The following is a 23,939-nucleotide window of genomic DNA, read 5'->3' on the forward strand; positions in this document are numbered from 1 at the left end:
AATGGACGTCTCCTACCACAAGGGATTTGCCCGCAACCTCGGCCGCGACATGGAATACAAGCGCTACGGCCATGCCGGCCGGCCGGTGCTGGTGTTCCCGACCTCGCAGGGGCGGTTCTACCAGTTCGAGGATTCTGGCGGCGTCGGGGCACTCTCGGAATTCATCGATACCGGCCGCATCCAGCTGTTCACGCTCGACGGCATCGATTCGGAATCCTTCTTCGACAAGCATGCCGACCCGGCCGACCGTATCGCCCGCCACGAAGCCTATTTCCGCTATGTGCGCGAAGAGGCGCTGCCGGAATTGCTGACAACCGCGGCAAAAGCCAATGGCGGGCGCGAGCTGAAGCCGCTGTTTTCAGGCTGTTCGATGGGCGGCTACCACGCGTCGAATTTCGTCTTCCGCTTTCCGGAACTGACCAGCGGCGTGATTGCGCTGTCGGGCGTCTACTCGACCCGCGATTTCTTCGGCGGCGCGCTCGACGGCAATATCTTCTTCAACTCGCCGCTCGACTATCTGCCTGGGATCGTCGATCAGAAACTGCTTGGCCGGCTGAAGGCGCTCAGGCTGATCTTCTGTTGCGGGCAGGGCGCCTGGGAAGAGCGGATGCTGGTCGAAACGCGAGCGCTGGAGCAGGTGCTGCGCGACAAGTCGATTCCTGCCTGGGTCGATTATTGGGGCGGCGACGTCAGCCATGACTGGCCGTGGTGGCACAAACAGCTGGTCTATTTCTTCGGCCGCTGGCTGGATGACGACTTGATGCATCGCCTGGACTGATGGTTGCCAGTTTCCGGTTACAATGATCGATTTTCCAGCCTGGGTGATCGCCTAAAGCGCCTCGCATTCAAACGGATTCATGCGACGCGCTTTGGTTCTTGTTTTTATGCATGTCGCGGTCGCAAACCGCTGCGCACTTTTGCGCGACATGCATTAGGAACCGCGTTGCATTCTTGAGGTTCGATCGCTCAAGAAAATATGACTTCTTTTATCATGTTTCTGTGGAAAAGGCGCCGCCGCTGTGGCATGCCGATGATGGCGGCGCCTTGGGCGGCGTCGCTTCAACCGGTATTCGAAAGGCTGCAGCCATGGAGCAACTGAGCGCGCAAACCCGGATCGTGGATGGTGCCATCCGCTCCGTCATGGACAGGCTGCGCGCCGAGCACGGCGAAACCGAGATCGACACCGGCATTGCCGACCAGTGGGAATTCCGCATGCATTACGGCTCGTTGAACGCCACGCTCGACGACGGCAGCGTGCTGATCCGGGTTGCGGCGGAGGACGAAACCTGCCTGTCCTATATGAAGATGACGGTCGCCGGTCATGTCGCCGAACATCTCGGCACGACGAAGGGCATAAGTTGGCAGGGCGACGGCAGCGACGCCGGCACGCCGGTCTTCTTTCGCGAGATCAAGGTTGTGTCGGCGACACGGATTTCCCCGCATATGCGGCGCGTCCGTTTCTCGGGCCATGATCTCGGCCGATTTGCGCATGGCGGTCTGCATGTGCGGCTGCTGCTGCCGCTGCGCGGCCGGCAGCCGGTCTGGCCGTCGATGGGTGCCGATGGCCTGCTGGTGTGGCCTTCGGGCGAGGATGCGCTGGTCGTGCGGGTCTACACGATCCGGGCACTGGACGCCGCCGGCGGCTGGCTCGATGTCGACTTCGTGCTGCATCCCGGCCAAGACACGCCTGCCGCCGCCTTCGCCGAGAACGCGCAAGCCGGCGATATTATCGGCATGATCGGACCTGGCGGAGGCGGGGCGCCCGATGCGGAGACGCTGCTTCTGGTCGGCGACGATACGGCACTTCCCGCCATTGGCAGGATCCTCGAGGAGCTTGCGCCATCAGCCCACGCCGAGGTGCTTATCGAAGTCGATGGCCCGGAGGACCGGATGCCGCTGGCCGACGGCCAGAACATTGCCGTCACCTGGCTCTACCGGCAAGGCGTTGAACCCGGCACCGCCGCTCTGTTGCCGGCGGCGCTGAGGGCACGTGATCAAGCTGCGCTCTCTGACGAGCTCTATGTCTGGGCGGCGTGCGAATTCGCCGATTTCCGCGAGATCCGCAAGATCGTGCGCAAGGAATGGGGCCTGCCGCGCGGCCGGCACCTGGTCACCGCCTATTGGCGCCGGGGCGCCGAGGGCGATGACGAGCGCGAGGAATAGCACCGCGCCGCCGCTTGGCGGCAGCGCGGATGGCGTCGTCGGTCAGAAGCGGTAACGCAGGCTGGCGAACAGCGAACGGCCTTCGTCGCGGTAGCAATAGCCGGCCGAGCAGATGGTCTTCTGGGTGTCGAACAGGTTCTTGGCGTTGACCTGCAGCTTCACGCCTTCAAGCTTCGGATTGCGGTAGCCGAAATCGTAGGAGAGCGAGGCGTCGACGAAAGCGCGCGCCTCGTTCTTGAAGGTGTTTGTGTCGTCGCCATAGCTCGAGCCGGTGACGCGCACGCCCGTGCCCAGCCCAAGCCCTTCCAGCGTGCCGTTCTCGAACTGGTAGTGGCCCCAGAGCGACAGGATGTGGTTCGGCGTCGCCGACAGTTCCTTGCCGGCGGTGAACTGGGCGCCGCGTTCGATCTTGACTCGCAGATAGGTGTAGGAGGCTATGAAGCTGAGCCGTTGTCCAAAGAGGCATTGGCTTCCAGCTCGATGCCGCGCGAATTGAGGTCGAGCTGGCGCTGCTTGTTGATGCCAGTCGAAGCGTCGAACACGACGCCGTCCTTCTGGTCAATGTCGAAGAGGGCGGCGCTAACGATCGCGTTGTAATCCGGGATCTCGTATTTGACGCCGATCTCTTTCTGCGTCGCGATGGTCGGGCGAGCGACGCGGCCGACGGCGCTGGTGACGTCGTCAAAGACGAAGCCGATGTTGGGCGAGAACGAAGTGGAATAGTTGACATAGGGCGTGATGCCCCATTCGGTCTGGTAGGACAGGCCGAGCCGGCCGGAGAAGGCGCTGTTCTTCTGCTTTGAGGTGCTGAAGTCGGCAGCGGTGGAGGTGGTGTCGACCCAGTCGTAGCGGCCGCTGGTAAACAGGGCGAAATCGTTCCACTCCATCTGGTCGTGCAGGTAGACGCCGAGCTGGTTCATCTCCTGCCCGCCGGAGTGAGGAACCGCGGCCGACTTGATGTCGTCGACCGAGACATAGGAGATCCCGCTGCCGGCATCATAGTCCGACCAGGCGTAGTCGACGCCGCCGGCCGCGGTGTGCCTGACCGGGCCGGTGTCGAACTCGAACTGCGCCATGTTGTCGACGACGAAGTTCTTCATGTTCTCGGTGTAGTGGCCCCAATAGCGCTGAAACGGCTGATCGGCGCCGATCGAATAGTGGCCGCTGTATTCGATGTCGCTGTCTACGGCGTTGTAGCGCAGGTTCTGGCGCACCGTCAGCACATCGTTGAACCGGTGTTCGAACTCGTAGCCGATGCGGCCTTGCGTCTGGTCGAAATCGTTCCAGGCCGGATCGCCCTCATAGACGTTGGACAGCACGCCATAGGCCGAATTGTAGAACGCCGCCGTGCCGCCGGTGACGGAATTCGAGTACTCGCCGAGGATGGTGAGCTTGGTGTCCTCATCCGGCTTGAACGTGACCGCCGGCGCCAGATAGAGCTTGTCGTCGGGATAGCCAGGCAGATCTGTTTCGCTCAGGCGGCCGAGGCTGGTGAAGCGGTACAGGATGCTGCCGTCGGCGTTGACCGGTCCGGAGGCGTCGAGGCCGGCCTGGAAGCGGTTGTGCTCGCCGGCCAGCAATTCGATCTCGTGAAACGGTTCGTCCTTGGGCCGCTTGGTAACGACGTTGACGATGCCGCCCGGACCGCTGATGCCGTAGAGCGAGGATGCCGGGCCTTTCAGGATGGTGACGCCCTCGATGCCGTAGGGCTCGGTCTTGAACCAGGCCGAGGGGCCGTTGTACTGGCGCAGCCCATCACGGAACATGCCGTTGTAGAAGGCCTGGAAGCCGCGCAGGAAGAAGGCGTCGTAACGGGTATCGAAGCCGAAGCTGTTGGGGTTGGCGCTGGCCGTGTAGCCGAGCGATTCGTTCAGCGTGCGCGGCTTCTGGTCCTCGATCTGCTTTTGCGTCACCACCGAAACGGCTTGCGGGATCTTGGCGATCGGCGTGTCGAGCTTGGTGCCGATGCGATCCTCCTTGGCGACGTAGCCGTCCTGGACCAGGATCTCGTCGCTCTCGGCGCTGACTTCGATCTTGCCGAGGACGGTGGCGTCCCCACTCTCCTGTGCGCCGGCCGGCAAGGCGTGGCAGAGCAAGGCGGTACTGGCCAGCAATGATAGTCTCCAGCACCATATTGCCGTCCGCGTCCGCATCAACTCGTCTCCACTGTCTCATGTCTGATTGCGATCCCGCGCTCTCAAATATGAGTGTGTTAGTCAAGTAATTTCTCGTGTTTGCGCGACGACTTGTCCGGACTGTTGCCCGGCAGCAAAAAATCACCCGGTTCTGGTGAAGCCGGACTCAGATCAAGGGGCGGAAAATGCTTATGATTTCACGCTTCTTGCCACCAGGCGCGCGACGCTCGGCCCGATCAAGAGCACGACGAGGAAGCGGGCCGACTGCAGCGCCATGACGAAGGAGATGTCGACGTTTTGCGCCGCGGCGGCGATGATGGCGACGCTGTCCATGCCGCCCGGACTGGTCGCCAGATAGGCGGTCAGCGGATCGATGCCAAGCAGATGGCTGATCATGAAAGCAAGGCCGCCGCAAAAGGCGATCAGCGCGACGATCGAGCCGATGATCTGCGGCAGGGCGCGCGCCGCGTGGCGCAGGATCGGCCGGGTGAAGTTCAGCCCGATCGACCAGCCGATCAAGGTATAGCTGACCGCGAGCAGCCATTGCGGCAGCTGCATCGGCACGCCGAAGCCGAGATGGATGATAGAGCCGAAGATGAAGGTGCCGAGGAAGAACGGCGAAGGCAGCCGGCATAGCCTGCCGAGCAGGCCGCCCACGAGTGCGATGCCGATGGTGGCGGCGAAGGCCTGCGGATCGATCGGCGGAAACCAGACGATGGCCGGGACTTCGATACCTGACGTATCGACCCACATCCTGGCGATCAGCGCCGCCGTCATCGAGACGAAGATGACGCGCAGATACTGCATGAAGGCGACGAGGCGCTGGTCGGCACCAAAGGCGCCTGCCATCAGCACCATGGCAGTAGCGGCCCCCGGTGACGAGCCCCAGACCGCCGTGGTGCCGGGCAGGATGCGCCAGCGGCTGATCAGCCAGCCGAGCAGGCTCGAAGCCGCGACGGTCGCCACCACGACGCCTAGGAATAGCGGCCACTCCTGGTAGAAGACGGGAAAGATATCGGTGGAGATCGAAGCGGCGACGAGGCAGCCGACGACCGCCTGTGCCGAACCGAACAGCGGCTTCGGTATGCGCACCGTCGCGCCGTTGGTGCCGGCGAGGATCGCCGCCAGCATCGGGCCGATCAGCAGCGCCGCAGGCAGTGCGGCAATTTCGAGCGCGCCGGCGAGCAGGAGCGAGAAAACCAGCAGGACCAGCCATTGCCAGCGCCTGTGCAACTGCGCCATGCGCTCGACGGGGGGCTGGTCTGGCGAGGAGTCCATATCCGCGTCTTAGTCCGGACGAGCCAAAATGCGAACCCCTGTCTGCCGGAGAAAATCAGCCGCTGCCTGAGGCGTCAGCCGGGCTCGGCCTTCGGCAACCCGAAGCCGCCGACCGGCTGGGTTTCGACCTGGAATTCGAAGCCGGCGATGAAAGGGCGCGCCTTGGCGATCGCCGCCTGGACTTCGGGCAGTTGCAGCGACGCCTTGTGGCTTGCCTGATCGTTCCACACTTCGGTCACCCAGATTGCGTCAGCGTCGACCGGGTCGATGGCGATGACGTAGCTCAGGCAGCCGGGCAGGGCGCCTGTGGTCTCACGCAGCACGTCCATGACCGCGTCGCGCTGGCCGCGCGCCGCCCGCATCTTGCCGATCAGTCCGTACATTCCCTTGTCTCCCTTCAGGGTTGCGCGAACGGAGTATGCAGGTCTCGGCTCAAGGCATCAACTGGCCGCCATTCACCTCGATCACCTGTCCGGTGATATAGCCGCTCAAAAGGTCGGAGGAGAGGAACAGATAGGCGCTGACGCAATCCTCGGCGGTGCCGGCGCGGCCTTGAGGAATGGTGGCGACCATGCCCTTCATCTGCTCTTCGGTCGAATAGCGTTCGTGGAAAGGTGTACGAATAGTGCCCGGCGCCACGGCGTTGACGCGGATGCCGAAGCCGATCAGCTCCTTGGCCATGCCGCGTGTCACATTGGAGACGAAGGCCTTGGCCGAGCCGTAGAGCCCTGCGCCGCCGCCGGCGCCGTTGCGGGCGGCGATCGACGAGGTGTTGACGATGAAGCCGCCCTGGCGCTTCAGCCAGGGTATGGCCTTGCGCGAGGCGGTGAGCACGGAACGGGCGTTGAGGTCCATCACCGCGTCGTAATGCGCCTCGGTCTGCTCTGCATAAGGCACGCGGCCAAGCATGCCGCCGGCATTGTTGACCAGGCCGTCGAGCCGGTCGAATTTTTCCGCGCTCTCCTCGACGACGCGCTCGACATCGGCCGGCACGGAGAAATCGCCTTGCGTGAGGAAGACCTCGCCGCCGCTGTCGCGAATGGTCCCGGCCAGTTTCTCGGCCGCATCGCGGCTTGAGTTGTAGTGCAGCGCGACGCGGCATTTCTGCGCGGCATAGGCCAGCGCCAGTGCTGCGCCGATACCGGTCGAGGCGCCGGTGACCAGCACCGCCTTGCCGGCGAGATCTGGGATGACAAGGGTGGGGGCGGTCATCGGCACTTTCCTCTGGGATGTACTGCTCTCCCTTCGTAGGCTCTCACTGCCCGCACGTTCAAGTCCGTGGCGCCTCAGGGCCTGAGATAGGCATAGCCCTGGCGCTGCAGTTCGGCGAGCTTGACGACGCCGCCCTCGTCGACGGCATGGAAGCCGTCGAGCAGGTCGGCGAGCGTGATCTCCATGCCGTGCATGGTGTTGCCGCAAGCATGTGGACTGAGGCCCTGCTCGACAAGGCCGGCAAAGCGGCCGGAAATCGCCGCCGATATGCCTTTCGATTTGAAGGCGGCAAGGGCCGGACCGTGCACGACCAGCGCAATGTCGACGTTGCCGCCGGTGCCTTCATAGTGGTTCTTGATGTTGCCGAGCACGAAATTGACCTTGTCGACGTCGCTCAAATGATAGGCGACCTTTAGCCTTTCCTCGGTGGCCGCGGCCTTGACCTGGCGCAGCCCGAAAAGGCCGGCGGCCCCGGCAAGGCCGGCGCGGAACATATCGCGGCGTAGCATCGCTTCCTCCTGATCCGCCAGTTTTGCATGGCCCCGGCTTCGCTCCTAGACTAGCATAAATTGCAGGCACGTCCTGTCGGTGCGAGGAGGGATCACATGACGTCGAGGACCGTGGTTGGCGCTGGGCTTGGTGCCGTCTTGCTTGCGGCGCTTGCCGGCACGGCTTTTGCCGACGACACACCCAAACTCACCGAACTCAGTCCGAACGGCGCCGATGCCTGTTTCGGGCGGGTCTACGATGCAGCCCATCTAAAGGCGCATCCGAAGCAGAAGGTGGCGCGGATCTTCTTCTACCACGGCCACGATCCGGTCAGCCGGCCAAACGAGGAGCCGAGCGCGGGGGCCGACGGCTCCTACAACTCCTTCATCGCCACCACCGTGCGTGGCGCGAAGGCGCCGGAATGGGCCGGCGGCTGGTGCAATCACGAGTCCGAGGATGGCAAGAGCGGGCCGATCCATTGCGGCATGGACTGCGACCGCACCCTGGCTTCGCTGAAGGTCGATGAAAAGGGCCGGCTGATCGTCACGAACGTGCAGCCCGACCTCTATCTCGATGCAGGGGCTGAAGATGAGCTTGGCAAGGCTGAATATGACAGGCAGGCGCTTGGCAAGGAGGATGACAATTTCCGGCTCGACCCGATGCCTGCGGCGACCTGCAAGGCGGAATTCGCGCGCATCGATCCGATCGATCCGGCACTCGGTCCGCCGCTGCGCGAGCGGCTGAAGCCGGATCAACCCTTCTGTTACGGACGCGACTATGATGCCGCGCATCTCGGCTCGCACCCGGACCAGGTAACGCAATCGATCCGCGTGTTTCGCGGGTCGGTGGAGCTGGCGTCCTTTGCTGCTGGCGGGGATACGGTCAACTGGCCCGATGGAGCCGACATCGCTATTTCGGTCACGACGCGGCAGAAATCGGGCAAGGTCACGCAGACCTATTCCTGCCAGGGCGAGGCCGACCAGTGGCGCTGTGCGGCGAGCGCGAAGATGAGCGACTTTTCCTGCGACATCACGCAGAAGGAGATCTTCCTGCGCCGCGGCGCCAACGGCACGATGATGCTGGCCAACCCGAACAGCAGCCTGCCGATCGTCGACATGTGTTCGAAGTCTGCCGAGGGCAAGACCGCATCGGACGACAAGGTTTATCGGCTGAACCCGATGCCGCAATCGGCCTGCTCGCCGTAGTTTAGAGCGACCTAGGCGAACGGCACCGCCGTGGTGCCCTTCGGCAACTTCGCCTCGTCATCCGGTTCGACATGGATGGTGACGCGGACCGAGGGGATTTCCGCCTTCAGCGCGTCCTCGATTCGGTCGCAGATGACGTGGCTGTCGCCGACCGTCATGTCGGCGTCGACGACCATGTGGAACTCGATGAAGGTGGCGCGGCCGGCGATGCGCGTCTTAAGGTCGTGGACTTCCAGCGCGCCCTTCGAATTGGCCGAGATGACGTCACGGATGCGCATGTGCTCCTGTGTATCCACGGCACGGTCCATGAGGCCGCTCAGCGATTCTCCGGTCAGCTTCCAGCCCTGGTAGAGAATGTTCAGCGCCACCAGCAGCGCTAGCAGCGGGTCGAGGATATGCCAGCCGGTCAATACCGCGCCGACAAGCCCGACGATGACACCAACGGAAGTCAACACATCGGTCATGATGTGCTGGCCGTCGGCGACCAGTGCCGGCGATCGTTCGGCGCGGCCGTTGCGGATCAGCACCAAGGCCCATACCGCGTTGACGAAGGCCGCGCCGGCATTGATCATCAAGCCCTGCCAAGGCTGTTCGAGCACTGGGGGGTTCTGCAGTGACTGCCATACCTTGGCGATGATCAGCATCGCCGCCACGACGATCAGCACGCCCTCGAGGACCGCGGAAAAGTATTCAGCCTTGTGGTGACCGAACGGATGGTCGCTGTCGGCCGGTTTGTGGCTGATGCGGATCGCCCACAGCGCAGCGGCCGCGGTGATGACGTTGACGATGGATTCCAGCGCATCGGAATAGAGGGCGACCGAGCCGGTGATGCGCCAGGCCACAAACTTCAGCCCCATCACCAGGAAGGCGATGACGATCGACCAGAAGGCGAGGCTGGCAATCTTGCGCTTGGCAGCGGCTTTTGCCGCGACCGCCGTCATGTCTTCCGCTGCGGCCATCGTTGCTAGGCAGCCTTTTCCTTGGCCTTGCGCGGCAGGTGCGCAACGATGTTCTCGATGATGCGCATGCCGGCATTGTGGCCGAGCGTCATGATCGATTCCGGGTGGAACTGCACGGCGGCGATCGGCTCCTTGCGGTGCTCGAAGGCCATGATGACGCCGTCCTCGGTCTCGGCCGTGACGATGAAATCGTCGGGCAGGCGCACCGGATCGGCAAAGATCGAGTGGTAGCGGCCGACGGTCACTTCCTTGGGCAGGCCGGAGAAGATGATGCCCGGCTTGGAGACGCGGATGCGCGACGGCTTACCATGCATCGGCACGTGCAGCTGCCTCAGTTCGCCGCCATAAGCCTCGGCCAGCGCCTGCAGGCCAAGGCAGACGCCGAAGATCGGCAGGTCGCGGGCTCGAGCTTTCTTGATGGTCGCGGCGCAGTCGAAATCCTTCGGCGTGCCTGGTCCGGGCGAGAGCACGACGAGATCCGGCTTCAGCCGCTCGAAGACTTCCTCCGGCACCGGCGTGCGCACGGTGGAGACATTGGCGCCGGTCTGGCGGAAGTAATTGGCCAGCGTGTGGACGAATGAGTCCTCGTGGTCGACCAGAAGGATGTTGACGCCGTCGCCGACGCGAGCGGTGGTGCGTTCGGCACCGGCGGCATTGCCGGTCTTGGCGTCGCGGATGGCGGAGAGCATGGCGGATGCTTTCAGTTCGGTTTCGGCTTCTTCTTCCTCGGGAATGCTGTCGAAGAGCAGCGTGGCGCCAGCGCGCACCTCAGCGATGCCGTCCTTGATGCGTATGGTGCGAAGCGTCAGGCCGGTGTTCATGTCGCCGTTGAAATTGACCATGCCGATCGCCCCGCCATACCAGGCGCGCGGGCTCTTCTCGTTCTGCTCGATAAAGCGCATGGCCCACAATTTCGGCGCGCCGGTGACGGTCACCGCCCAGGCGTGAGAGAGGAAGGCGTCGAAAGCGTCCATGCCTTCGCGCAGCCGGCCTTCAATGTGGTCGACGGTGTGGATCAGGCGCGAATACATCTCGATCTGGCGACGGCCGATGACACGCACAGAGCCAGGCTCGCAGACGCGTGACTTGTCGTTGCGGTCGACGTCCGAACACATGGTGAGCTCGGATTCGTCCTTCTTCGAGTTGAGCAGCTTCAGGATCTGCTCCGAGTCGGAAATCGCATCGTCGCCGCGCTTGATGGTGCCGGAGATCGGGCAGGTCTCGACCCGGCGGCCATTGACGCGCACGAACATTTCGGGCGAGGCGCCGATCAGGTATTCGCCTTCGCCGAGATTGATGAAGAAGGAATAGGGCGAGGGGTTGATCGCCTTCAGCTTGCGGGAAATCTCGGAGGGCTCGGTCTCGCAGCGCTCGTAGAACATCTGCCCGGGCACGACCTCGAACAGGTCGCCGCGCTTGAAGGAGTCCATCGCCTTGCGCACCAGGTTCGCATATTCGCCTGGCTCATGGTCGCCGCGCGGCGGGATGCGGTCGGCGGTCTTGAACGGCTCGACAGCCGCGTCGCGCGACAGTCCTTCGGTCGAAAACCCTTCGCCGGAATAATCGTAGCGGTCGGTCCAGGCCTTGGTCGAATAGTGGTCGACGACCAGAATCTCGTCCGGCAGGAACAGCACGAGATCGCGCTGGCTCTCCTTGCGTTCGAGCTTGTAATCGACCGGATCGAACTGGAAGGCGAGGTCGTAACCGAAGGCGCCGTAGAGACCGAGATTGGCGTCTTCCTCGGTCTTGAACAGAGCGGTGATGGCGCGCAGCACGGTGAACACGGACGGGACGCGACTGCGTTCCTCTTCGGTGAACACACGGCGGGGCTTGGCCACCTCGAGGCGGATGAGCTTTTTCGATGCCTCGGCGATCGTGACCTCGGCAAGGCCGGCCAGCGCCTTGCCGATCACCGGCAGCAGCACCTCGCCGCGGCCGTTCAGCGCCTCGATGCGGACAGTGCGGCCGCGTGCCGAGATGACCAGCGGCGGATCGATGATGGCGGTATCCCAGCGCGTGTAGCGGCCCGGATATTCGTAATTCGAGGAAAATACCGCGCCCCGGCGCGAATTCAGCCCGTCGACATAGGCGTCGATGGCGCCCTCATAAGGCTGCTCGTGACGCTCGCGCGTGATCGTTACGCCACCCGCGGTGACGAAGCGCTCCGCCCCGGTTTCCAGAATGATCGTCGTCATTGCCGTCTCCATCTTGGGGCAACGGACCCGGGAATGGCGTAAAAAACAAATGGCCGCCCGGACATTCCGTTGCGGCCACCCTCTCTTTTCACGCGTACGCGTTCGAACAGGCCGCTGTCAGCGAGCCCACCACCAAATGGTCTTGTTCGAACGCATGTTCATGGCGGATTCCCATAGCGGCGATTGAACGGCCGCGCAACTGGATTCAATGAAGGCGGTAAAGCCGGGCCCCTCAGTCCTCAAGCGTCCCCGACCTTGCATCGGCGCTCTTCCTGTCGCCGACCAGCTTCAGAAGATCCTCGCCGGCGCGGATGATGCGCCGCGAACGCCGGGTCAGGATAAGGCCGGCCTGCGGCGCGAACACCTCCGTGCGGCCGTCGGCTTCGCCCGGGGCATGAACGATGGTGGCGAGGCGCGCGCCCTTGGCGACGCTGTCGCCGGGCTTGACGTCATAGAGGATCGCGCCGGCCCGGGGTGCCGGCATCATGTCGATGTTCTCCAGCGGTGCGACGGCGCCCGTGAACGCGCCGGGTGCGGGCAGCGCCGGATCGGTAATCACGCCACGCGCGACCAGCAGCCGGTAGAGCCCTTCGGCATCGGAACTGGCCAGAGCGCCATCGACATCGAGTATGCCGCGATATTCGACCGTTGTGGCAACGCGCCGGTCGAAGCGCGCGACATCGGCGGGAACGTTCTGGTAGGGCATGATCGAGGCGCCCTCGAACGTGCCGTCGCTGTCCTCACTCCACAGCACCACCGCATCGACGCCCATCGCTGCCGCGCAATCGGCCATCTCCGGCCACAGGCTGGTGTGGATGTAGAGATAGGCAAGCCCTTCGTCGTCGCAATGCAGGTCGAGCACGATGTCGTGGCCGAGCGACAGTTGCAGCAGCCGCGTCTTCAACTGCTGGTCGGGCGTGCCATGCGCCGGCAAGAGCGCGGTGTCGGGCGCGGCGAGCAGCGGAAAGCCGCGGTTGAAATTGGTGCGCGTGCCGAGGTGGAAGCGGCCCTGGTGCTCGCCGAAATGATATTGCGCGCGGCCGATCGGGTTGGCCCACGGCACGATGGTGATCGCGCCCTTGATGCGGCCTTCGCTCTCGGCCCTGATCAGCATCGGCATCAGCGCGTCGATGGCGATGACACCCGGCAACTCGCCGGCGTGAAGCGCCGCCTGCAGATAGGCTGAAGGCGCCGCCTTGTCTGCTCCTTCGAAGCGGAAGACCGGGAATTCGTAGGAAACGCCTTCGCTGTCGCCGGCGATGCGTTCGATCGATTTCTGCATGGGAGGCCTCCAGGAAAGAGGCGCAACACATGCACTTTTGCGACTGGGCTGTCGATTGGTCCAGCCCGGGCCGCTGTGGGCGCAATGAGGTTATCCGGCGGGAGCCCGAAGGGTCAGCCGGTGCCCTGCGGTCGAGTGCCTGCTAGGCCAACGGCTTCAAGTCCTGGGCAATGGTCGGCAGAAGTTCCGAGACATTGGGATGGATGTGGGTTGCCCGCGCCAGTGTGCTGATCGGCGCCTTGGCATACATCAGGTCGAGCACGCAGTGCACCGCTTCGTCGCCGCCGGGACCAAGCACCGAGCAGCCGAGGATTTCCCCGGTGTCGGCATCGGCCAGGATCTTCATGAACCCTTGCGTCTCGCCCTTTTCGACAGCGCGGCCGACGCGGGTCATTGGCCGCTGGCCGACCAGCGCTCGGCGGCCGGATTTCTTCACCGCCGCCTCGGTCATGCCGCAGCGGCCGAGCGGCGGGTCGATGTAAAGAGCATAGGCCTCGATGCGGTCGCTGACCTTGCGCGGGTCGTTGTCAAGCAGATTGGCGACGACGATCTCGTAGTCATTGTAGGAGGTGTGGGTGAAGGCGCCCTTGCCGTTGCAGTCGCCCATCGCCCAGATGCCGGGCACGCTGGTGCGCAGCTGGTCGTCGACGACGACGAAGCCGCGTTTGTCGACCTCGACGCCGGCCTTGTCGAGGCCGAGATCGTCGGTGTTGGGGGTGCGGCCGAGCGCCAGCAGCACATGCGAGCCGACCGCCGGCGCCTTGCCGGCGGAGAAGGTGACGGCAATGTCGCCGCCCTGCCCGGCGAAGCCGATATCGTCGGCGCCGGTATGGACGGTGATGCCTTCGTTCTCGAGGATTGACAGGATGGCGGCCGAGACGTCCTCGTCCTCGCGGCCGGTCAGGCGCGGGCTCTTTTCGATGACGGTGACTTCTGCGCCGAAGCGGCGGAACATCTGCGCGAATTCGAGCGAGATGTAGCTGCCGCCGACGACGACGAGATGGCCCGGCAATACGTCGAGATCCATCATCGACGAGTTGGTCAGATAGTCGATGTCGTGGATGCCGGGCAGGTCGGGCACCGAGGCGCGGCCGCCGGTGTTGAGGAAGATTTTCTCGGCGGTCAAAAGGTCATCGCCGACGCGCACCTTCTTGGCGGATTCGAAGCGTGCATGGCCGCGATAGAGCGTGCATTTGTCCATGCCCTCGATCCAGGTCTCCAGCCCGGTGCGGGAAGCGCCCGACACCTTGTCCTTGCGCGCCTTGATCGCTTTGTAGTCGACGCCGACAGGACCGCCGAGCACAACGCCATAGTCGGCGGCGCGGCGGGCGAGATGCGCGGCATAGGCGCTGGCGACCATGGTCTTGGTCGGAATGCAGCCGGTGTTGACGCAGGTGCCGCCGACCAGCTTGCGCTCGATCAGCGCCACGCTCATGCCGGCCGCGTTCAGCCGGCCGGCGAGCGGAGTGCCGGCCTGTCCGGCGCCGATGATGATGGCGTCGAAGGTCTTTGCCGTCATGCCACGGCCGCCACGATGAGCAGGCCGCCGATGATCGCCACCGCGTCCTCGATGAAGGCGGCGGGCGGATCCTTGCCGAACGCAGCGGCCAGCCGGCCGCGCACTTCGGCGCCGCCATACGTGCCGATCACTGCGCCGATGGCGCCGGCGATGAGCCCGCCGATGGTGGCGCCGCCGGTCGCCCCGATCACCGCTCCGGTGAAGGCGCCAGCGATGATGCGGGCGCCGAACTGCTGCGGCACTTTCCGGCTCGGCGTCGACGGCAACTGATCGGTGATCAACTCGACGATGGCCAGGATGGTGAAAATGCCGACGGCGGCCCAGTGGCTCATGAAGCTCGCCCAGGTGCCGGCGACCGGCAGCCAGCCGAGATAAGCACCCCAGGCAACGGCGGCGGGCGCGGTCATGGCGCGCAGCCCGGCGATGACGCCAATCAGCAATGCAAGCAGATAGAGCATGATTGACCCCCCCTCGATGTCAGGACCGGAACAGCCCTGCCGGCGCAAGCTAGCATAGGTCGAACATTTGACCAGAGTCAGTGCCGGCGCTTCTCGCATCGGGGCGGTCTGTACTTTAGTAATAACAACGAAACACGACGCAGAGACAGGAGACACCGCCATGGCCGGAAGCGAGCGCACGAAAATGGCGGCGGGCGAATGGTATACGTGCCTGGATGACGAACTGGAGGCATTGCGCGTCACCGCGCGCGACGCTCTGTTCGAGCACAATTCGCTTCCGCCGGGACAACGCGGAAATCTCGGGCCAAGCTTGAAGGCGCTGCTTGGAAGCGCGGGTGAGGGCGCGCGGATCGAGGCGCCGTTCCACTGCGCCTACGGCTTCAACATCTTTCTCGGCGACGGCGCGTTCCTCAACGCCGGCTGCACCATCCTCGATACGGCGCCGGTTCGCATCGGTGAGCGGACGCTGCTCGGCCCCAACGTGCAGATCTATTGCGCCGAACACCATAAGGAGGCGGCCGGGCGGCAGGCTGGGCTGGAGATCGCCAAGCCGGTCGCCATCGGCGACAATGCCTGGATCGGTGGCAGCGCCATTATCCTCGGCGGTATCAGCATCGGCGAGGGCGCAATTGTCGGTGCCGGTTCGGTGGTGACGCGGGACGTTGCCGCGAACACCACGGTCGTCGGCAATCCGGCGCGGTCGATCAAGCAGCGCTGAGCGGTTTCTGGCGACTGCCGCTCAGAGTGCTGCGGCGTAAGCCCCACCCTGAGCGCTCTTTGAAAATTCGCGCCTGTACTGCATCGGTGAGGTTCTGAGCCGCGCCGCGAAATGCTGGCGTAGCGAGGTGGCGCTGCCGAAACCGGCCTCGAAGGCCACCATATCCATTGATTTGTCGGTCGCCTCCAGCAGCCTTTGCGCCAGCGCCACGCGCTGGTCGGTCAGCCAGTCGCCGAAGCTGGTGCCGTTCGATTTTTGAAAGCGGCGCGTGAACGTCCGGCGGGTGAGGCCGGCGGCTTTGGCGACGCTGTCGAGGCTGTGCGTGTTGCCCAGCGTTGCCTGTACCTTGTCCAAGGTCTGCGCAAACCGGTCGGCGGTCGGCGTTTTCGCGACCGGGCGTTCGATGAACTGCGCCTGCCCACCTTGCCGGTGCGGTGACAGGACGATGTGGCGGGCGAGCCGCAGCGCTATCTCCGCGCCATAGCGGGCGCGTACGATGTGGAGGCAGCAATCCAAGCCGGCGGCGACGCCGGCCGATGTCACGATGTCGCCGTCGTCGACATAGAGCACGTCCGCGTCGAGGAGGATGTCGGGATGAAGCGCCTGCAACTGGTCGGTATAGGCCCAATGCGTCGTCGCCCGCCGTCCCGCAAGCAGCCCGGCGGCCGCGATGGCGAAGGTGCCGAGGCACAGCCCGACGATCAGCGCTCCGCGCCGGTGCGCGCGGGTGAGCGCGTCCGTCAGTACAGCCGGAAGCGGCGCTTCGAGATCCTTCCAGCTTGGAACGATGACGATGTCGGCATCATCGAGGGCGGGGAGCCCGTGCGGAAGCGAGATGCTCAGCCCGGCATCGGTGCGGATTGTCCCTTCTTCGACAGCGCAGACGCGGAAGTCGAAGCGCGGCAGGCCAAGCCTGGTGCGGTCGGCGCCGAACACCAGGCACGGCACGGAGAGGTGGAATGGACTGATGCCATCGAACGCGATGGCGGCGATGATCGGGTCGGCCATGGGACACCTTTTGGCTAGGAAGCGATTTGTCCCAATTCTTTCGAATGATGTCAATCGGGACACTTTTGGGCGATCGACGGCACGCCTATCCTTGCCCAATCAGATCCAAGCCCGAAGGAGAACACCATGTCTGCAGCAGTCAACAGCAAGGCACCGCGCCGCGCGCTTATCGTCGTCGATGTCCAGAACGACTATGACGGCGGCAACCTCGCCATCCAGCATCCGCCGTTTCGCGACAGCGTTGTCAACGTGGCGCGCGCCATGGACGCGGCCGCCGAGGCCGGCGTGAAGGTGGTTGTGGTCAAGCAGATGGCGCCGGAGACGTCGCCGATTTTCGCCAAGGGCAGCCATGGTGGCGGACTGCATCCGGAGATCGCTAGGCGAAGCCGCGACCATTATGTGGAAAAGACCTTGCCGAGCGCCTTCACCGGCACGGACCTCGAGGAATGGCTGCGCGCCAACGCGATCGATACGATCGTCGTTGTCGGCTACATGACGCACAATTGCGATCTCTCGACCATCATCCACGCCGTGCATATGGGTTTTGCCGTCGAGTTCCTCTCCGACGCCACCGGCTCGGTGCCCTATGCCAACAGTGCCGGGTATGCCTCGGCCGAGGACATCCATCGCGTGGTGAGCATCATCCTGCAGTCGCGCTTCGCGGCGGTGCTCAAGACCGCCGAATGGATCGACTGCCTGACGTCAGGCGCGCTGCCGGAGCGCGACACGATCTATGCGTCCAACCAGCGCGCGCTGGCACGCAACGCCGCGTAGGGAAAACCGGCTCGGGAAACAAAGGGCGCCGCAGCGATACGGTGCCTTTTTGTTTCACGCCTATGGATGTCATCCAAGCCGGTCCACGATCTGTCTTGCTCACCGCAAATCTCTTTTTCAGGCCCAATTTGCTGTTCAAAATAATCCACCGATCGAGCGCGGATTCCACCGCCACTCCAAAGCAAAGGAAACTACGCAACGCGTGATGTAGTTCACAGACGCCAACCTCGACTTTCCAGAGGGTGAAGTTTGGATCTAATCCGAGTGCGATTGGTAGGTTGTGGGGGCTAGCAATTGAAAGCGCGCGTTGCACGAACCGCAGTTGCTGCCGCGTTTGTTGGTGTCGCGGCAATTCTACCGTGGCCTGCTTTCGCCCAGGTTCCCCCACACGCCCCAGGTACAATTTGTTATACTCCGAATTTCTGGTGCTGGGCGCAGCCGCCAGGCCCGCCGGGAACGCCCTGTGGATGCCCAAGCCCCTACGGCTTTGTGCCTGGGTGGCTGGGCTGAGGAGGGAACTTGGCGCAACCGACAGAATCCGCAAGCGTCGAGGATCTGCTCTTGAAAGCGGATCAGCTTGTCGCGGAAGCCTCGAGGAAGGGGAAGCCGCGAAACGAGAAACTTATCTCTGCGCGAGCGAAGGTCGCGATGCTTCCGGTAGAGCAGAGGAAAATGGATCAGACCGATGTTCTTGCGCTGAAGGCCGAAATCGAATCTGCTCGCCTGCTGTTGAAGAGCAGCAACAACGATCGTGTCTCCCGTGGCATGGTCTATACTTGTATTTTCCTGTCAATGTTGCTGATGTTTCTGGTCGGCTCTCTGTCCCTGGTATATAACAGAGGTGTCGCGTTGCTGTCGGAGATCCAGACTTTGGCGGCGCAGCAGCCGGATCGTCGTTTCGGTCAATTGGAACGGCAACTGCTGATAGCTCAAGACGAGTTGTTTTCTCCAGATCAGGTGCAACTCGCAAACCTTCCCGTTGAATTGGGCGGGAAGCCAGAAGACGCCAAGGTTCAAACAAAACGGCCAATCGATGAGCTGGCTCGTGAAATCGTCCTATCTTACTTTGCACGAACTTCGTGATCTCAATTTCAAACTGAAATCCCTGGAAACAAGAGTGGGCGACTTCGAGAATTTGTCGGACTCGCCTTTTCCGGGAGTACCGAAACTCGAAACCTTCGTTACGACGGCGATGGCCAGCGGTCGGGATCTGGTCGGCGCATTCAAGACCGCGGATGTCACCATGTCGGGCTCCCCAGCGCCCAAGACGAAGCCGGATGGTGCCGGCGACACACAGGCCGCCAAACAACCGCCGGCCGGAAGCGACACCATGAACTTCTTTTGTCAGGCCCATCCGGCGGCGAAACCGGAAGTCCTAGACGGCAAAGTCACAGGCGGCGCCACGACGCAAGCGATCTCCGCGGATGAACTTGCTGCACAAGCCTCCAGTTCTCAGGTTCTTGGGATGGACATGAGAAGAATTGTTGGTCAGGCCTGTAAGTATTCGCTGAACTACGTTTCGATGACGGTGCCATCGGTGGATTCGTGGGCTCTAAGGATAAAGGACGCTATCGATCCCTATGCTGTATGGATTCTGCCGTGCCTTTATGCAGCCTTGGGTTCCATGATCTATTACATGAGACTTATACTGGATACGACACAGCCGAACCCGCCAGTCTATCGCATCGCGCATCGTATGGCGCTGGCCGCATTGGCTGGAATGATCCTGGCCTGGTTTTGGGGGCCAACCTTCGGCAACAACAGCGAATTCAAGTCTGTCGGTTTCGGTCTCTTCACCTTCGCCTTTGTGGTCGGGTTCAGCATAGACGTCTTCTTTGCGCTGCTCGACCGGCTGGTTTTCATTTCCACAAATGCAATCAGCAAATTCGGCGCGAACTAGAGGCCAGTGCAAGGATTGGCTGAGCGCCAATCCTTGCCGTCACAGGAAACGCAGCTTTGTCGGCACGCAAAGACGTCTGCGCGACTGATAGTCCTAGAGCGGTTCAACTGATAGAATCGTTGAACCACTCTAACCTTTTGTTTTTACGCAATTCCGGACGGAAAACCGCTACGCACTTTTCCTGGAATTACTCTGGATCTCAGAACAGGCCTTCGATCTGGCCGGCCTCGTTGAGGAAGATCTTCTCCGAGGACGGCGCCTTGGGCAGGCCGGGCATGGTCATGACCTCACCGCAGATGATGACGACGAAGCCGGCGCCGGCCGACAGCCTGACCTCGCGCACCGGCACGGTGTGGCCGGTCGGCGCGCCGCGCAGGTTCGGGTCGGTCGAGAAGGAATACTGCGTCTTGGCCATGCAGACCGGCAGGTTGCCGTAGCCGGCCTGCTCCCAGGCGTGCAACTGGTCGCGGATCGACTTGTCGGCGATCGCCTCGTCGCCGCGATAGATGCGCTTGACGATGGTGTTGATCTTCTCGAACAGCGGCATGTCGTCGGGGTAGAGCGGCGAGAACTGCGAGGCGCCGGATTCGGCGATCTCGACGATTTTGCGGGCCAGATCCTCGATGCCGGCCGAGCCCTGGGCCCAGTGCTTGCACAGGATCGCCTGGGCGCCGAGCGAGGCGACGAAATCCTTCATCGCCTGGATTTCGGTGTCGGTGTCGGTGGTGAAGTGATTGATCGCCACAACCGCGGGCACGCCGAACTGCTTCACGTTCTCGATGTGGCGGCCGAGATTGAGGCAGCCCTTCTTGACCGCCTCGATGTTCTCCTTGCCGAGGTCTTCCTTCTTGACGCCGCCATTCATCTTCATGGCGCGCACGGTGGCGACGATGACGGCCGCCGCCGGCTTCAGGCCGGCCTTGCGGCACTTGATGTCGAAGAACTTTTCAGCGCCGAGATCGGCGCCGAAACCGGCTTCGGTGACGACATAGTCGGCGAGCTTGAGCGCCGTCGTGGTGGCGACGACGGAGTTGCAGCCATGCGCGATGTTGGCGAAGGGGCCGCCATGCACGAAGGCCGGGTTGTTCTCCAGCGTCTGCACGAGGTTGGGCTGCATGGCGTCCTTCAGGAGAACGGCCATGGCGCCGTCGGCCTTGAGGTCACGGGCATAGACCGGCGACTTGTCGCGGCGATAGGCGACGATGATGTCGCCGAGGCGCTTCTCGAGGTCCTTGAGGTCGGTGGCGAGGCACAGGATCGCCATGACTTCCGATGCGACGGTGATGTCGAAGCCGCCCTGGCGTGGAAACCCGTTGGCGACGCCGCCGAGCGAGCAGATCATCTCGCGCAGCGCCCGGTCGTTCATGTCCATGACGCGGCGCCAGACAACGCGGCGGGTGTCGATACCGAGCTCGTTGCCCCAGTAGATGTGGTTGTCGATCAGCGCCGAAAGCAGATTGTGCGCGGTGGTGATGGCGTGGAAATCGCCGGTGAAGTGGAGGTTCATGTCCTCCATCGGCACGACCTGCGCGTAGCCGCCGCCGGCGGCACCGCCCTTGACGCCGAAATTCGGCCCGAGCGAGGCTTCGCGGATGCAGACGATGGCCTTCTTGCCGATGCGGTTGAGACCGTCGCCGAGACCGACCGTCGTCGTCGTCTTGCCTTCGCCGGCCGGCGTCGGGTTGATGGCGGTGACCAGGATCAGCTTGCCGTCCTTGTTGCCCTTCACCGATTTGATGAACTCGGCGGAGATCTTCGCCTTGTCGTGGCCGTAAGGCAAAAGGTGCTCGGTCGGAATGCCGATCTTCTGGCCGATCTCCTGGATCTGCTTCTTCTTGGCGGCGCGCGCGATCTCGATGTCGGACTTCACTTCGGCCATGACGGCTTTCCTCTGGATTGAACGATGGAGGGGACGGGTTTGATCAGTTTGGTCGCAAGCAAGCTCGAAACGGCCCGGCACTGCAGGCGCGGGCATGTTCTACCCTTGTCGCGGCCATGGCGTCAACTTTCATGCAACTATGTTTCCTATGGAGAAAAATTCTTGTCGACCTGTCTCGGGTCTTCGCGCCCGGTTGTCGCGCCGTATAAAAGCCAGAGCAGGCGCTGATGCGCCGTCTCAAAACAGCCGCACAATGCACGGAATGCGACAGGGGCGACGACGCAAATCAACAAGCGCCGCCCATGCCGACAAAACCGCTACTGCGTCAGCACGTTGCTGATCTCGACCATGTTGGAACGGACTCTCAGCACATAAAAACCCATCGTCGTCAGATGCGTCGGCAGAAGCCAGCCGTCCTCGCGGCCGTTGGCGATGATGAAGGGCTGGATGCGCAGTGCCGAGACGAATTGCGAGTCCATCGTATCCCACAGGTTCTGCAGGTGCTTTTCCTTGATCACGTCGTCAAAGTCGGCCTGGGCGCCCTTCATCAGTCCGTAGTAGCCATAGAGCTGGCCATAGGCGAACCAGAAGCGATCGTCAGCACGGAAGTCGAACCAGCCGTCATTGTGGTTTTCGGCGCGCTCCTTGAGGATCGCGGAGGTCGAGCCGATGTCGGATGAGATGCGGTCGATATACTGCTTGAGATTGTCGGCGCGGGCGTCGAACGTCGCCTGGCAGGTGGCCAGCCGGGCGTTGAACGACCGGAGCTTGCGTACCGCGTCGCGATAATAGCTTGGTGTTGGCGTCTTCGGGCCGAACGGGTTCAGGCCGAAATACCAGGTCTCCTCGTCGAACTGCAGATTGCCGCGCGCATCCTGGAGGTCGGCATCGATCTGCGATGTCGTGCGGACGCGGCCGAGATTGTCGGCCAGTTCCGTCGCCGTGCGCCGCACCGCCTGGTTGATGCCGCGCTGGAACGAAGCCTTGTTGTCCATCCACGGCGTGTGATCCCAGTCGATACCGAACAGGCCGAGCTTGTATAGGATCATCGACGAGATCCAGGCATTCTGGTTGACGTTGAAGTCCGTCAAGTCGGCGGCCACCTGGGCGATGCCTGAGTTGCCGCAGGTCTTGGCCGTATCGGTGCCGGCGCCGGCCGAAACCTGCTCGCCGGCGGAAATGTTGCGCTTCTCGAACGTGTAGGTGTCCGGATAGTTGGGGTTGAAATTGTTCCACCACTGGGTGGCGTAAAAGAAATTGGCGTAGAGGCCGACCAGCACCAGCAAAGCCAGCCCGACCACCGCCTTCAGGATCCAGCCGCGCTGCGTGTACCAGCGGCCTGCCCACATGAACGGCCACAGGATCGCGCCGATGGCGAGGCCGATGCCACGGCCGATCCACTGGAAAATCCGGGTGAAGAAATTCACGATCGGATCAAGCATGGCAATGACACCCCCATCAGTCAGTTAGGCCGTAGAGGCGTGTGCGAAACGCCACCTTGTCCTTCAAATATGTGGTTTTCAGAACGTCCACAACATGCGATCGCCAGGCGTCGCTGTAGCCGTCGAAGTCCCTGTAGAAGCCGGGCTTGTTGAAGACGTAGCGCGAGACGAAGTCCTGCGGCACGAAATCCGAGATCAGCTGGTTGGTCAGCCAGGCATCGGGATGGTCGGGCTTGGCCCGTATCACCAGGAAGCGCTGCTGCGGGAACACGTCCTCGATCTTGAGATGGCCAAGCTGGGCGATCTCGCGCTTGGCGGCGTTGAGGAAGGGGAAATTGCCGTCCCTGGTGATCAAATCCGCATGGCCATGGATCCAGGTCTGCAGCCAGACCTTGTCGACGTCGGTCAGGTTGCGGTCGGGTTCAGTGTCGCGGATCAGCGCGCGCACCACCATCTCGGCGCGGTGCTCAAGATAGCCGGAGGCCTCGATCCATGAAGCGCGCGGCAATTCGATACGGCCGGTTGCGGCGAGGAACCTGAAGACCTTGTCGGCGTCGTTGATCGCCAAATAGCTCACTTGCCAGGGCCGCGAACGGCGGAAGCCGGGCGCCGCCGGGTCGCTGATGACAGTCGTCATATCCGGATCGACGAACACGTAGAGGCCGCCGAAATGGCTGGTCCAGTAGGCGTTGTGGCGGAAGATCACCTGATCCGGCACCAGCGCGTTCTCGCGGATGTCGCCGCAGATCTTGGCGAGTTCGACCATGCGCTCCAGCATGGCACTGTCGCGCCAGGCGTCGGGCTCCTGCTTCAGCCGGTCGACAAGCATGCCGAGCTCGGCCGCCTTGCCCAGCACGTCCTCGGCCGACAGCACCTTGAACTCGACCTGGTTGATCGACAGCAGATCCTCGATGTCGTTGACCGTGGGGACTGAGTCCTCGATCTCGCCATAGATCACGTCCTTGATGGTCAGCGCATCGATGGCGCGCTGGTTCTTCGACATGAACTCGAACATCAGCTGCGAGGTGTTGGAGAAGGCGGTGTGGACCACCGGCAGGTCGATCTGCGACGGCGTCAGGATGATGAAGCGGCGGTTGACCTCGTTGGGGTCGAGATAGTCGTAGTCGCCGCATTCGTCGGCGACCTCAGGCGAAAAGCCGGTGCGATCGATCTGGAAGCTCTTCAGTTTGGTGGCTTCGAGCCCGAAGGCTACCATCGCCTTGTTGTAGCGCTCGATCAGGTGCGGCTCGTCAACCGTCAGCAGCCGTCCGTAAATCAGCTCGTTGTCGCGCAGCAGATCGGGTTTCTTGGCGGGTTTCATTG

General features: G+C 63.0%; 20 protein-coding genes and 1 pseudogene. 7 read left to right on the forward strand and 14 right to left on the reverse strand.

The genetic code is table 11. The features are described from left to right. The first annotated feature begins 1 nt into the window (after position 1). Both AC1RUK_RS03160 and AC1RUK_RS03165 read left to right on the forward strand, forming a co-directional pair. On the forward strand, positions 2-778 hold the full coding sequence (locus AC1RUK_RS03160; RefSeq protein ID WP_481836808.1) for an esterase family protein: 777 nt from the start codon (positions 2-4) through the stop codon (positions 776-778). Positions 779-1,086: 308 nt separating this feature from the next. Beyond that, positions 1,087-2,163 carry an SIP domain-containing protein gene (locus AC1RUK_RS03165; RefSeq protein WP_481836807.1) on the forward strand — a complete coding sequence of 359 codons (1,077 nt, stop codon included), beginning with the start codon at positions 1,087-1,089 and terminating at the stop codon, positions 2,161-2,163. A 42-nt stretch (positions 2,164-2,205) separates the two neighbouring features. Here the strand turns inward: AC1RUK_RS03165 and AC1RUK_RS03170 are convergent. The 5 genes and pseudogenes from AC1RUK_RS03170 to AC1RUK_RS03190 all read right to left on the reverse strand — a co-directional run bounded on the left by AC1RUK_RS03170 (position 2,206) and on the right by AC1RUK_RS03190 (position 7,297). Continuing rightward, a pseudogene (locus AC1RUK_RS03170) lies at positions 2,206-4,316 on the reverse strand (TonB-dependent siderophore receptor). Positions 4,317-4,487: 171 nt separating this feature from the next. Further along, entirely contained in the window at positions 4,488-5,576 is a 1,089-nt protein-coding gene (locus AC1RUK_RS03175; RefSeq protein ID WP_481836806.1) for an AbrB family transcriptional regulator, read from the reverse strand. A 74-nt stretch (positions 5,577-5,650) separates the two neighbouring features. Continuing rightward, entirely contained in the window at positions 5,651-5,959 is a 309-nt protein-coding gene (locus AC1RUK_RS03180; RefSeq protein ID WP_481836805.1) for a putative quinol monooxygenase, read from the reverse strand. Between the two features lie 49 nt (positions 5,960-6,008). After that, a complete protein-coding gene (locus tag AC1RUK_RS03185) occupies positions 6,009-6,788 on the reverse strand; it encodes an SDR family NAD(P)-dependent oxidoreductase (RefSeq protein ID WP_481836804.1) in 780 nt (259 codons plus the stop codon). 74 nt (positions 6,789-6,862) lie between these two features. Further along, positions 6,863-7,297: a DsrE family protein gene (locus tag AC1RUK_RS03190; protein ID WP_481836803.1), complete on the reverse strand. Its 435-nt coding sequence runs from the start codon at positions 7,295-7,297 to the stop codon at positions 6,863-6,865. A 96-nt stretch (positions 7,298-7,393) separates the two neighbouring features. On the opposite strand from AC1RUK_RS03190, the gene AC1RUK_RS03195 reads away from it, so the two are divergent. Beyond that, the gene (locus AC1RUK_RS03195) at positions 7,394-8,482 is read left to right on the forward strand and encodes a hypothetical protein (RefSeq protein WP_481836802.1); all 1,089 of its coding nucleotides are present in this window, start codon (positions 7,394-7,396) and stop codon (positions 8,480-8,482) included. A gap of 11 nt (positions 8,483-8,493) precedes the next feature. Here AC1RUK_RS03195 and AC1RUK_RS03200 read toward each other — a convergent pair whose 3' ends face one another. The 5 genes from AC1RUK_RS03200 to AC1RUK_RS03220 all read right to left on the reverse strand — a co-directional run bounded on the left by AC1RUK_RS03200 (position 8,494) and on the right by AC1RUK_RS03220 (position 14,895). Further along, a complete protein-coding gene (locus tag AC1RUK_RS03200) occupies positions 8,494-9,441 on the reverse strand; it encodes a cation diffusion facilitator family transporter (RefSeq protein ID WP_481836801.1) in 948 nt (315 codons plus the stop codon). A gap of 5 nt (positions 9,442-9,446) precedes the next feature. Then, a complete protein-coding gene (locus AC1RUK_RS03205; RefSeq protein WP_481836800.1) occupies positions 9,447-11,636 on the reverse strand; it encodes an anthranilate synthase in 2,190 nt (729 codons plus the stop codon). Between the two features lie 232 nt (positions 11,637-11,868). Next, a complete protein-coding gene (locus AC1RUK_RS03210; protein WP_481836799.1) occupies positions 11,869-12,918 on the reverse strand; it encodes a M14 family metallopeptidase in 1,050 nt (349 codons plus the stop codon). A 142-nt stretch (positions 12,919-13,060) separates the two neighbouring features. Continuing rightward, positions 13,061-14,437, reverse strand: coding sequence for an FAD-containing oxidoreductase (locus AC1RUK_RS03215; RefSeq protein ID WP_481836798.1), 1,377 nt, complete (start codon positions 14,435-14,437; stop codon positions 13,061-13,063). Beyond that, positions 14,434-14,895, reverse strand: a complete 462-nt coding sequence (locus AC1RUK_RS03220) for a DUF4126 domain-containing protein (protein ID WP_481836797.1) — start codon at positions 14,893-14,895, stop codon at positions 14,434-14,436. The genes AC1RUK_RS03215 and AC1RUK_RS03220 overlap by 4 nt, the downstream gene beginning before the upstream one ends. Positions 14,896-15,055: 160 nt before the next feature. Between AC1RUK_RS03220 and AC1RUK_RS03225 the strand changes: the two genes are divergently transcribed. Continuing rightward, positions 15,056-15,613, forward strand: a complete 558-nt coding sequence (locus tag AC1RUK_RS03225; RefSeq protein ID WP_481836796.1) for a sugar O-acetyltransferase — start codon at positions 15,056-15,058, stop codon at positions 15,611-15,613. Between the two features lie 21 nt (positions 15,614-15,634). On the opposite strand, the gene AC1RUK_RS03230 is transcribed toward AC1RUK_RS03225, so the two are convergent. Then, the gene (locus AC1RUK_RS03230; protein ID WP_481836795.1) at positions 15,635-16,621 is read right to left on the reverse strand and encodes a helix-turn-helix domain-containing protein; all 987 of its coding nucleotides are present in this window, start codon (positions 16,619-16,621) and stop codon (positions 15,635-15,637) included. A 126-nt stretch (positions 16,622-16,747) separates the two neighbouring features. On the opposite strand from AC1RUK_RS03230, the gene AC1RUK_RS03235 reads away from it, so the two are divergent. The 3 genes from AC1RUK_RS03235 to AC1RUK_RS03245 all read left to right on the forward strand — a co-directional run bounded on the left by AC1RUK_RS03235 (position 16,748) and on the right by AC1RUK_RS03245 (position 19,295). Next, positions 16,748-17,395, forward strand: a complete 648-nt coding sequence (locus tag AC1RUK_RS03235) for a cysteine hydrolase family protein (RefSeq protein ID WP_481836794.1) — start codon at positions 16,748-16,750, stop codon at positions 17,393-17,395. 519 nt (positions 17,396-17,914) lie between these two features. Then, positions 17,915-18,478: a hypothetical protein gene (locus tag AC1RUK_RS03240; RefSeq protein ID WP_481840182.1), complete on the forward strand. Its 564-nt coding sequence runs from the start codon at positions 17,915-17,917 to the stop codon at positions 18,476-18,478. Next, positions 18,429-19,295, forward strand: a complete 867-nt coding sequence (locus tag AC1RUK_RS03245) for a hypothetical protein (RefSeq protein WP_481840183.1) — start codon at positions 18,429-18,431, stop codon at positions 19,293-19,295. Before AC1RUK_RS03240 ends, AC1RUK_RS03245 begins: the two co-directional genes overlap by 50 nt. 199 nt (positions 19,296-19,494) lie before the next feature. Here AC1RUK_RS03245 and AC1RUK_RS03250 read toward each other — a convergent pair whose 3' ends face one another. The 3 genes from AC1RUK_RS03250 to AC1RUK_RS03260 form a co-directional block, all read right to left on the reverse strand. Continuing rightward, positions 19,495-21,174, reverse strand: coding sequence for a formate--tetrahydrofolate ligase (locus AC1RUK_RS03250; RefSeq protein ID WP_436173181.1), 1,680 nt, complete (start codon positions 21,172-21,174; stop codon positions 19,495-19,497). A gap of 317 nt (positions 21,175-21,491) precedes the next feature. Continuing rightward, entirely contained in the window at positions 21,492-22,616 is a 1,125-nt protein-coding gene (locus AC1RUK_RS03255) for a DUF2333 family protein (protein ID WP_436173180.1), read from the reverse strand. 16 nt (positions 22,617-22,632) lie between these two features. After that, a complete protein-coding gene (locus AC1RUK_RS03260) occupies positions 22,633-23,937 on the reverse strand; it encodes a DUF6638 family protein (RefSeq protein ID WP_481836792.1) in 1,305 nt (434 codons plus the stop codon). Positions 23,938-23,939 lie beyond the last annotated feature (2 nt).

It is taken from the genome of Mesorhizobium monacense, from assembly GCF_056781675.1.

Excerpts from the sequence above, each read along its gene's own strand:
- AC1RUK_RS03160 (WP_481836808.1), top strand. The coding sequence starts at position 2 with ATGGACGTCTCCTACCACAAGGGATTTGCCCGCAACCTCGGCCGCGAC.
- AC1RUK_RS03165 (WP_481836807.1), top strand. The coding sequence starts at position 1,087 with ATGGAGCAACTGAGCGCGCAAACCCGGATCGTGGATGGTGCCATCCGC.
- AC1RUK_RS03175 (WP_481836806.1), bottom strand. The coding sequence starts at position 5,576 with ATGGACTCCTCGCCAGACCAGCCCCCCGTCGAGCGCATGGCGCAGTTG.
- AC1RUK_RS03180 (WP_481836805.1), bottom strand. The coding sequence starts at position 5,959 with ATGTACGGACTGATCGGCAAGATGCGGGCGGCGCGCGGCCAGCGCGAC.
- AC1RUK_RS03185 (WP_481836804.1), bottom strand. The coding sequence starts at position 6,788 with ATGACCGCCCCCACCCTTGTCATCCCAGATCTCGCCGGCAAGGCGGTG.
- AC1RUK_RS03190 (WP_481836803.1), bottom strand. The coding sequence starts at position 7,297 with ATGCTACGCCGCGATATGTTCCGCGCCGGCCTTGCCGGGGCCGCCGGC.
- AC1RUK_RS03195 (WP_481836802.1), top strand. The coding sequence starts at position 7,394 with ATGACGTCGAGGACCGTGGTTGGCGCTGGGCTTGGTGCCGTCTTGCTT.
- AC1RUK_RS03200 (WP_481836801.1), bottom strand. The coding sequence starts at position 9,441 with ATGGCCGCAGCGGAAGACATGACGGCGGTCGCGGCAAAAGCCGCTGCC.
- AC1RUK_RS03205 (WP_481836800.1), bottom strand. The coding sequence starts at position 11,636 with ATGACGACGATCATTCTGGAAACCGGGGCGGAGCGCTTCGTCACCGCG.
- AC1RUK_RS03210 (WP_481836799.1), bottom strand. The coding sequence starts at position 12,918 with ATGCAGAAATCGATCGAACGCATCGCCGGCGACAGCGAAGGCGTTTCC.
- AC1RUK_RS03215 (WP_481836798.1), bottom strand. The coding sequence starts at position 14,437 with ATGACGGCAAAGACCTTCGACGCCATCATCATCGGCGCCGGACAGGCC.
- AC1RUK_RS03220 (WP_481836797.1), bottom strand. The coding sequence starts at position 14,895 with ATGCTCTATCTGCTTGCATTGCTGATTGGCGTCATCGCCGGGCTGCGC.
- AC1RUK_RS03225 (WP_481836796.1), top strand. The coding sequence starts at position 15,056 with ATGGCCGGAAGCGAGCGCACGAAAATGGCGGCGGGCGAATGGTATACG.
- AC1RUK_RS03230 (WP_481836795.1), bottom strand. The coding sequence starts at position 16,621 with ATGGCCGACCCGATCATCGCCGCCATCGCGTTCGATGGCATCAGTCCA.
- AC1RUK_RS03235 (WP_481836794.1), top strand. The coding sequence starts at position 16,748 with ATGTCTGCAGCAGTCAACAGCAAGGCACCGCGCCGCGCGCTTATCGTC.
- AC1RUK_RS03245 (WP_481840183.1), top strand. The coding sequence starts at position 18,429 with ATGAGCTGGCTCGTGAAATCGTCCTATCTTACTTTGCACGAACTTCGT.
- AC1RUK_RS03250 (WP_436173181.1), bottom strand. The coding sequence starts at position 21,174 with ATGGCCGAAGTGAAGTCCGACATCGAGATCGCGCGCGCCGCCAAGAAG.
- AC1RUK_RS03255 (WP_436173180.1), bottom strand. The coding sequence starts at position 22,616 with ATGCTTGATCCGATCGTGAATTTCTTCACCCGGATTTTCCAGTGGATC.
- AC1RUK_RS03260 (WP_481836792.1), bottom strand. The coding sequence starts at position 23,937 with ATGAAACCCGCCAAGAAACCCGATCTGCTGCGCGACAACGAGCTGATT.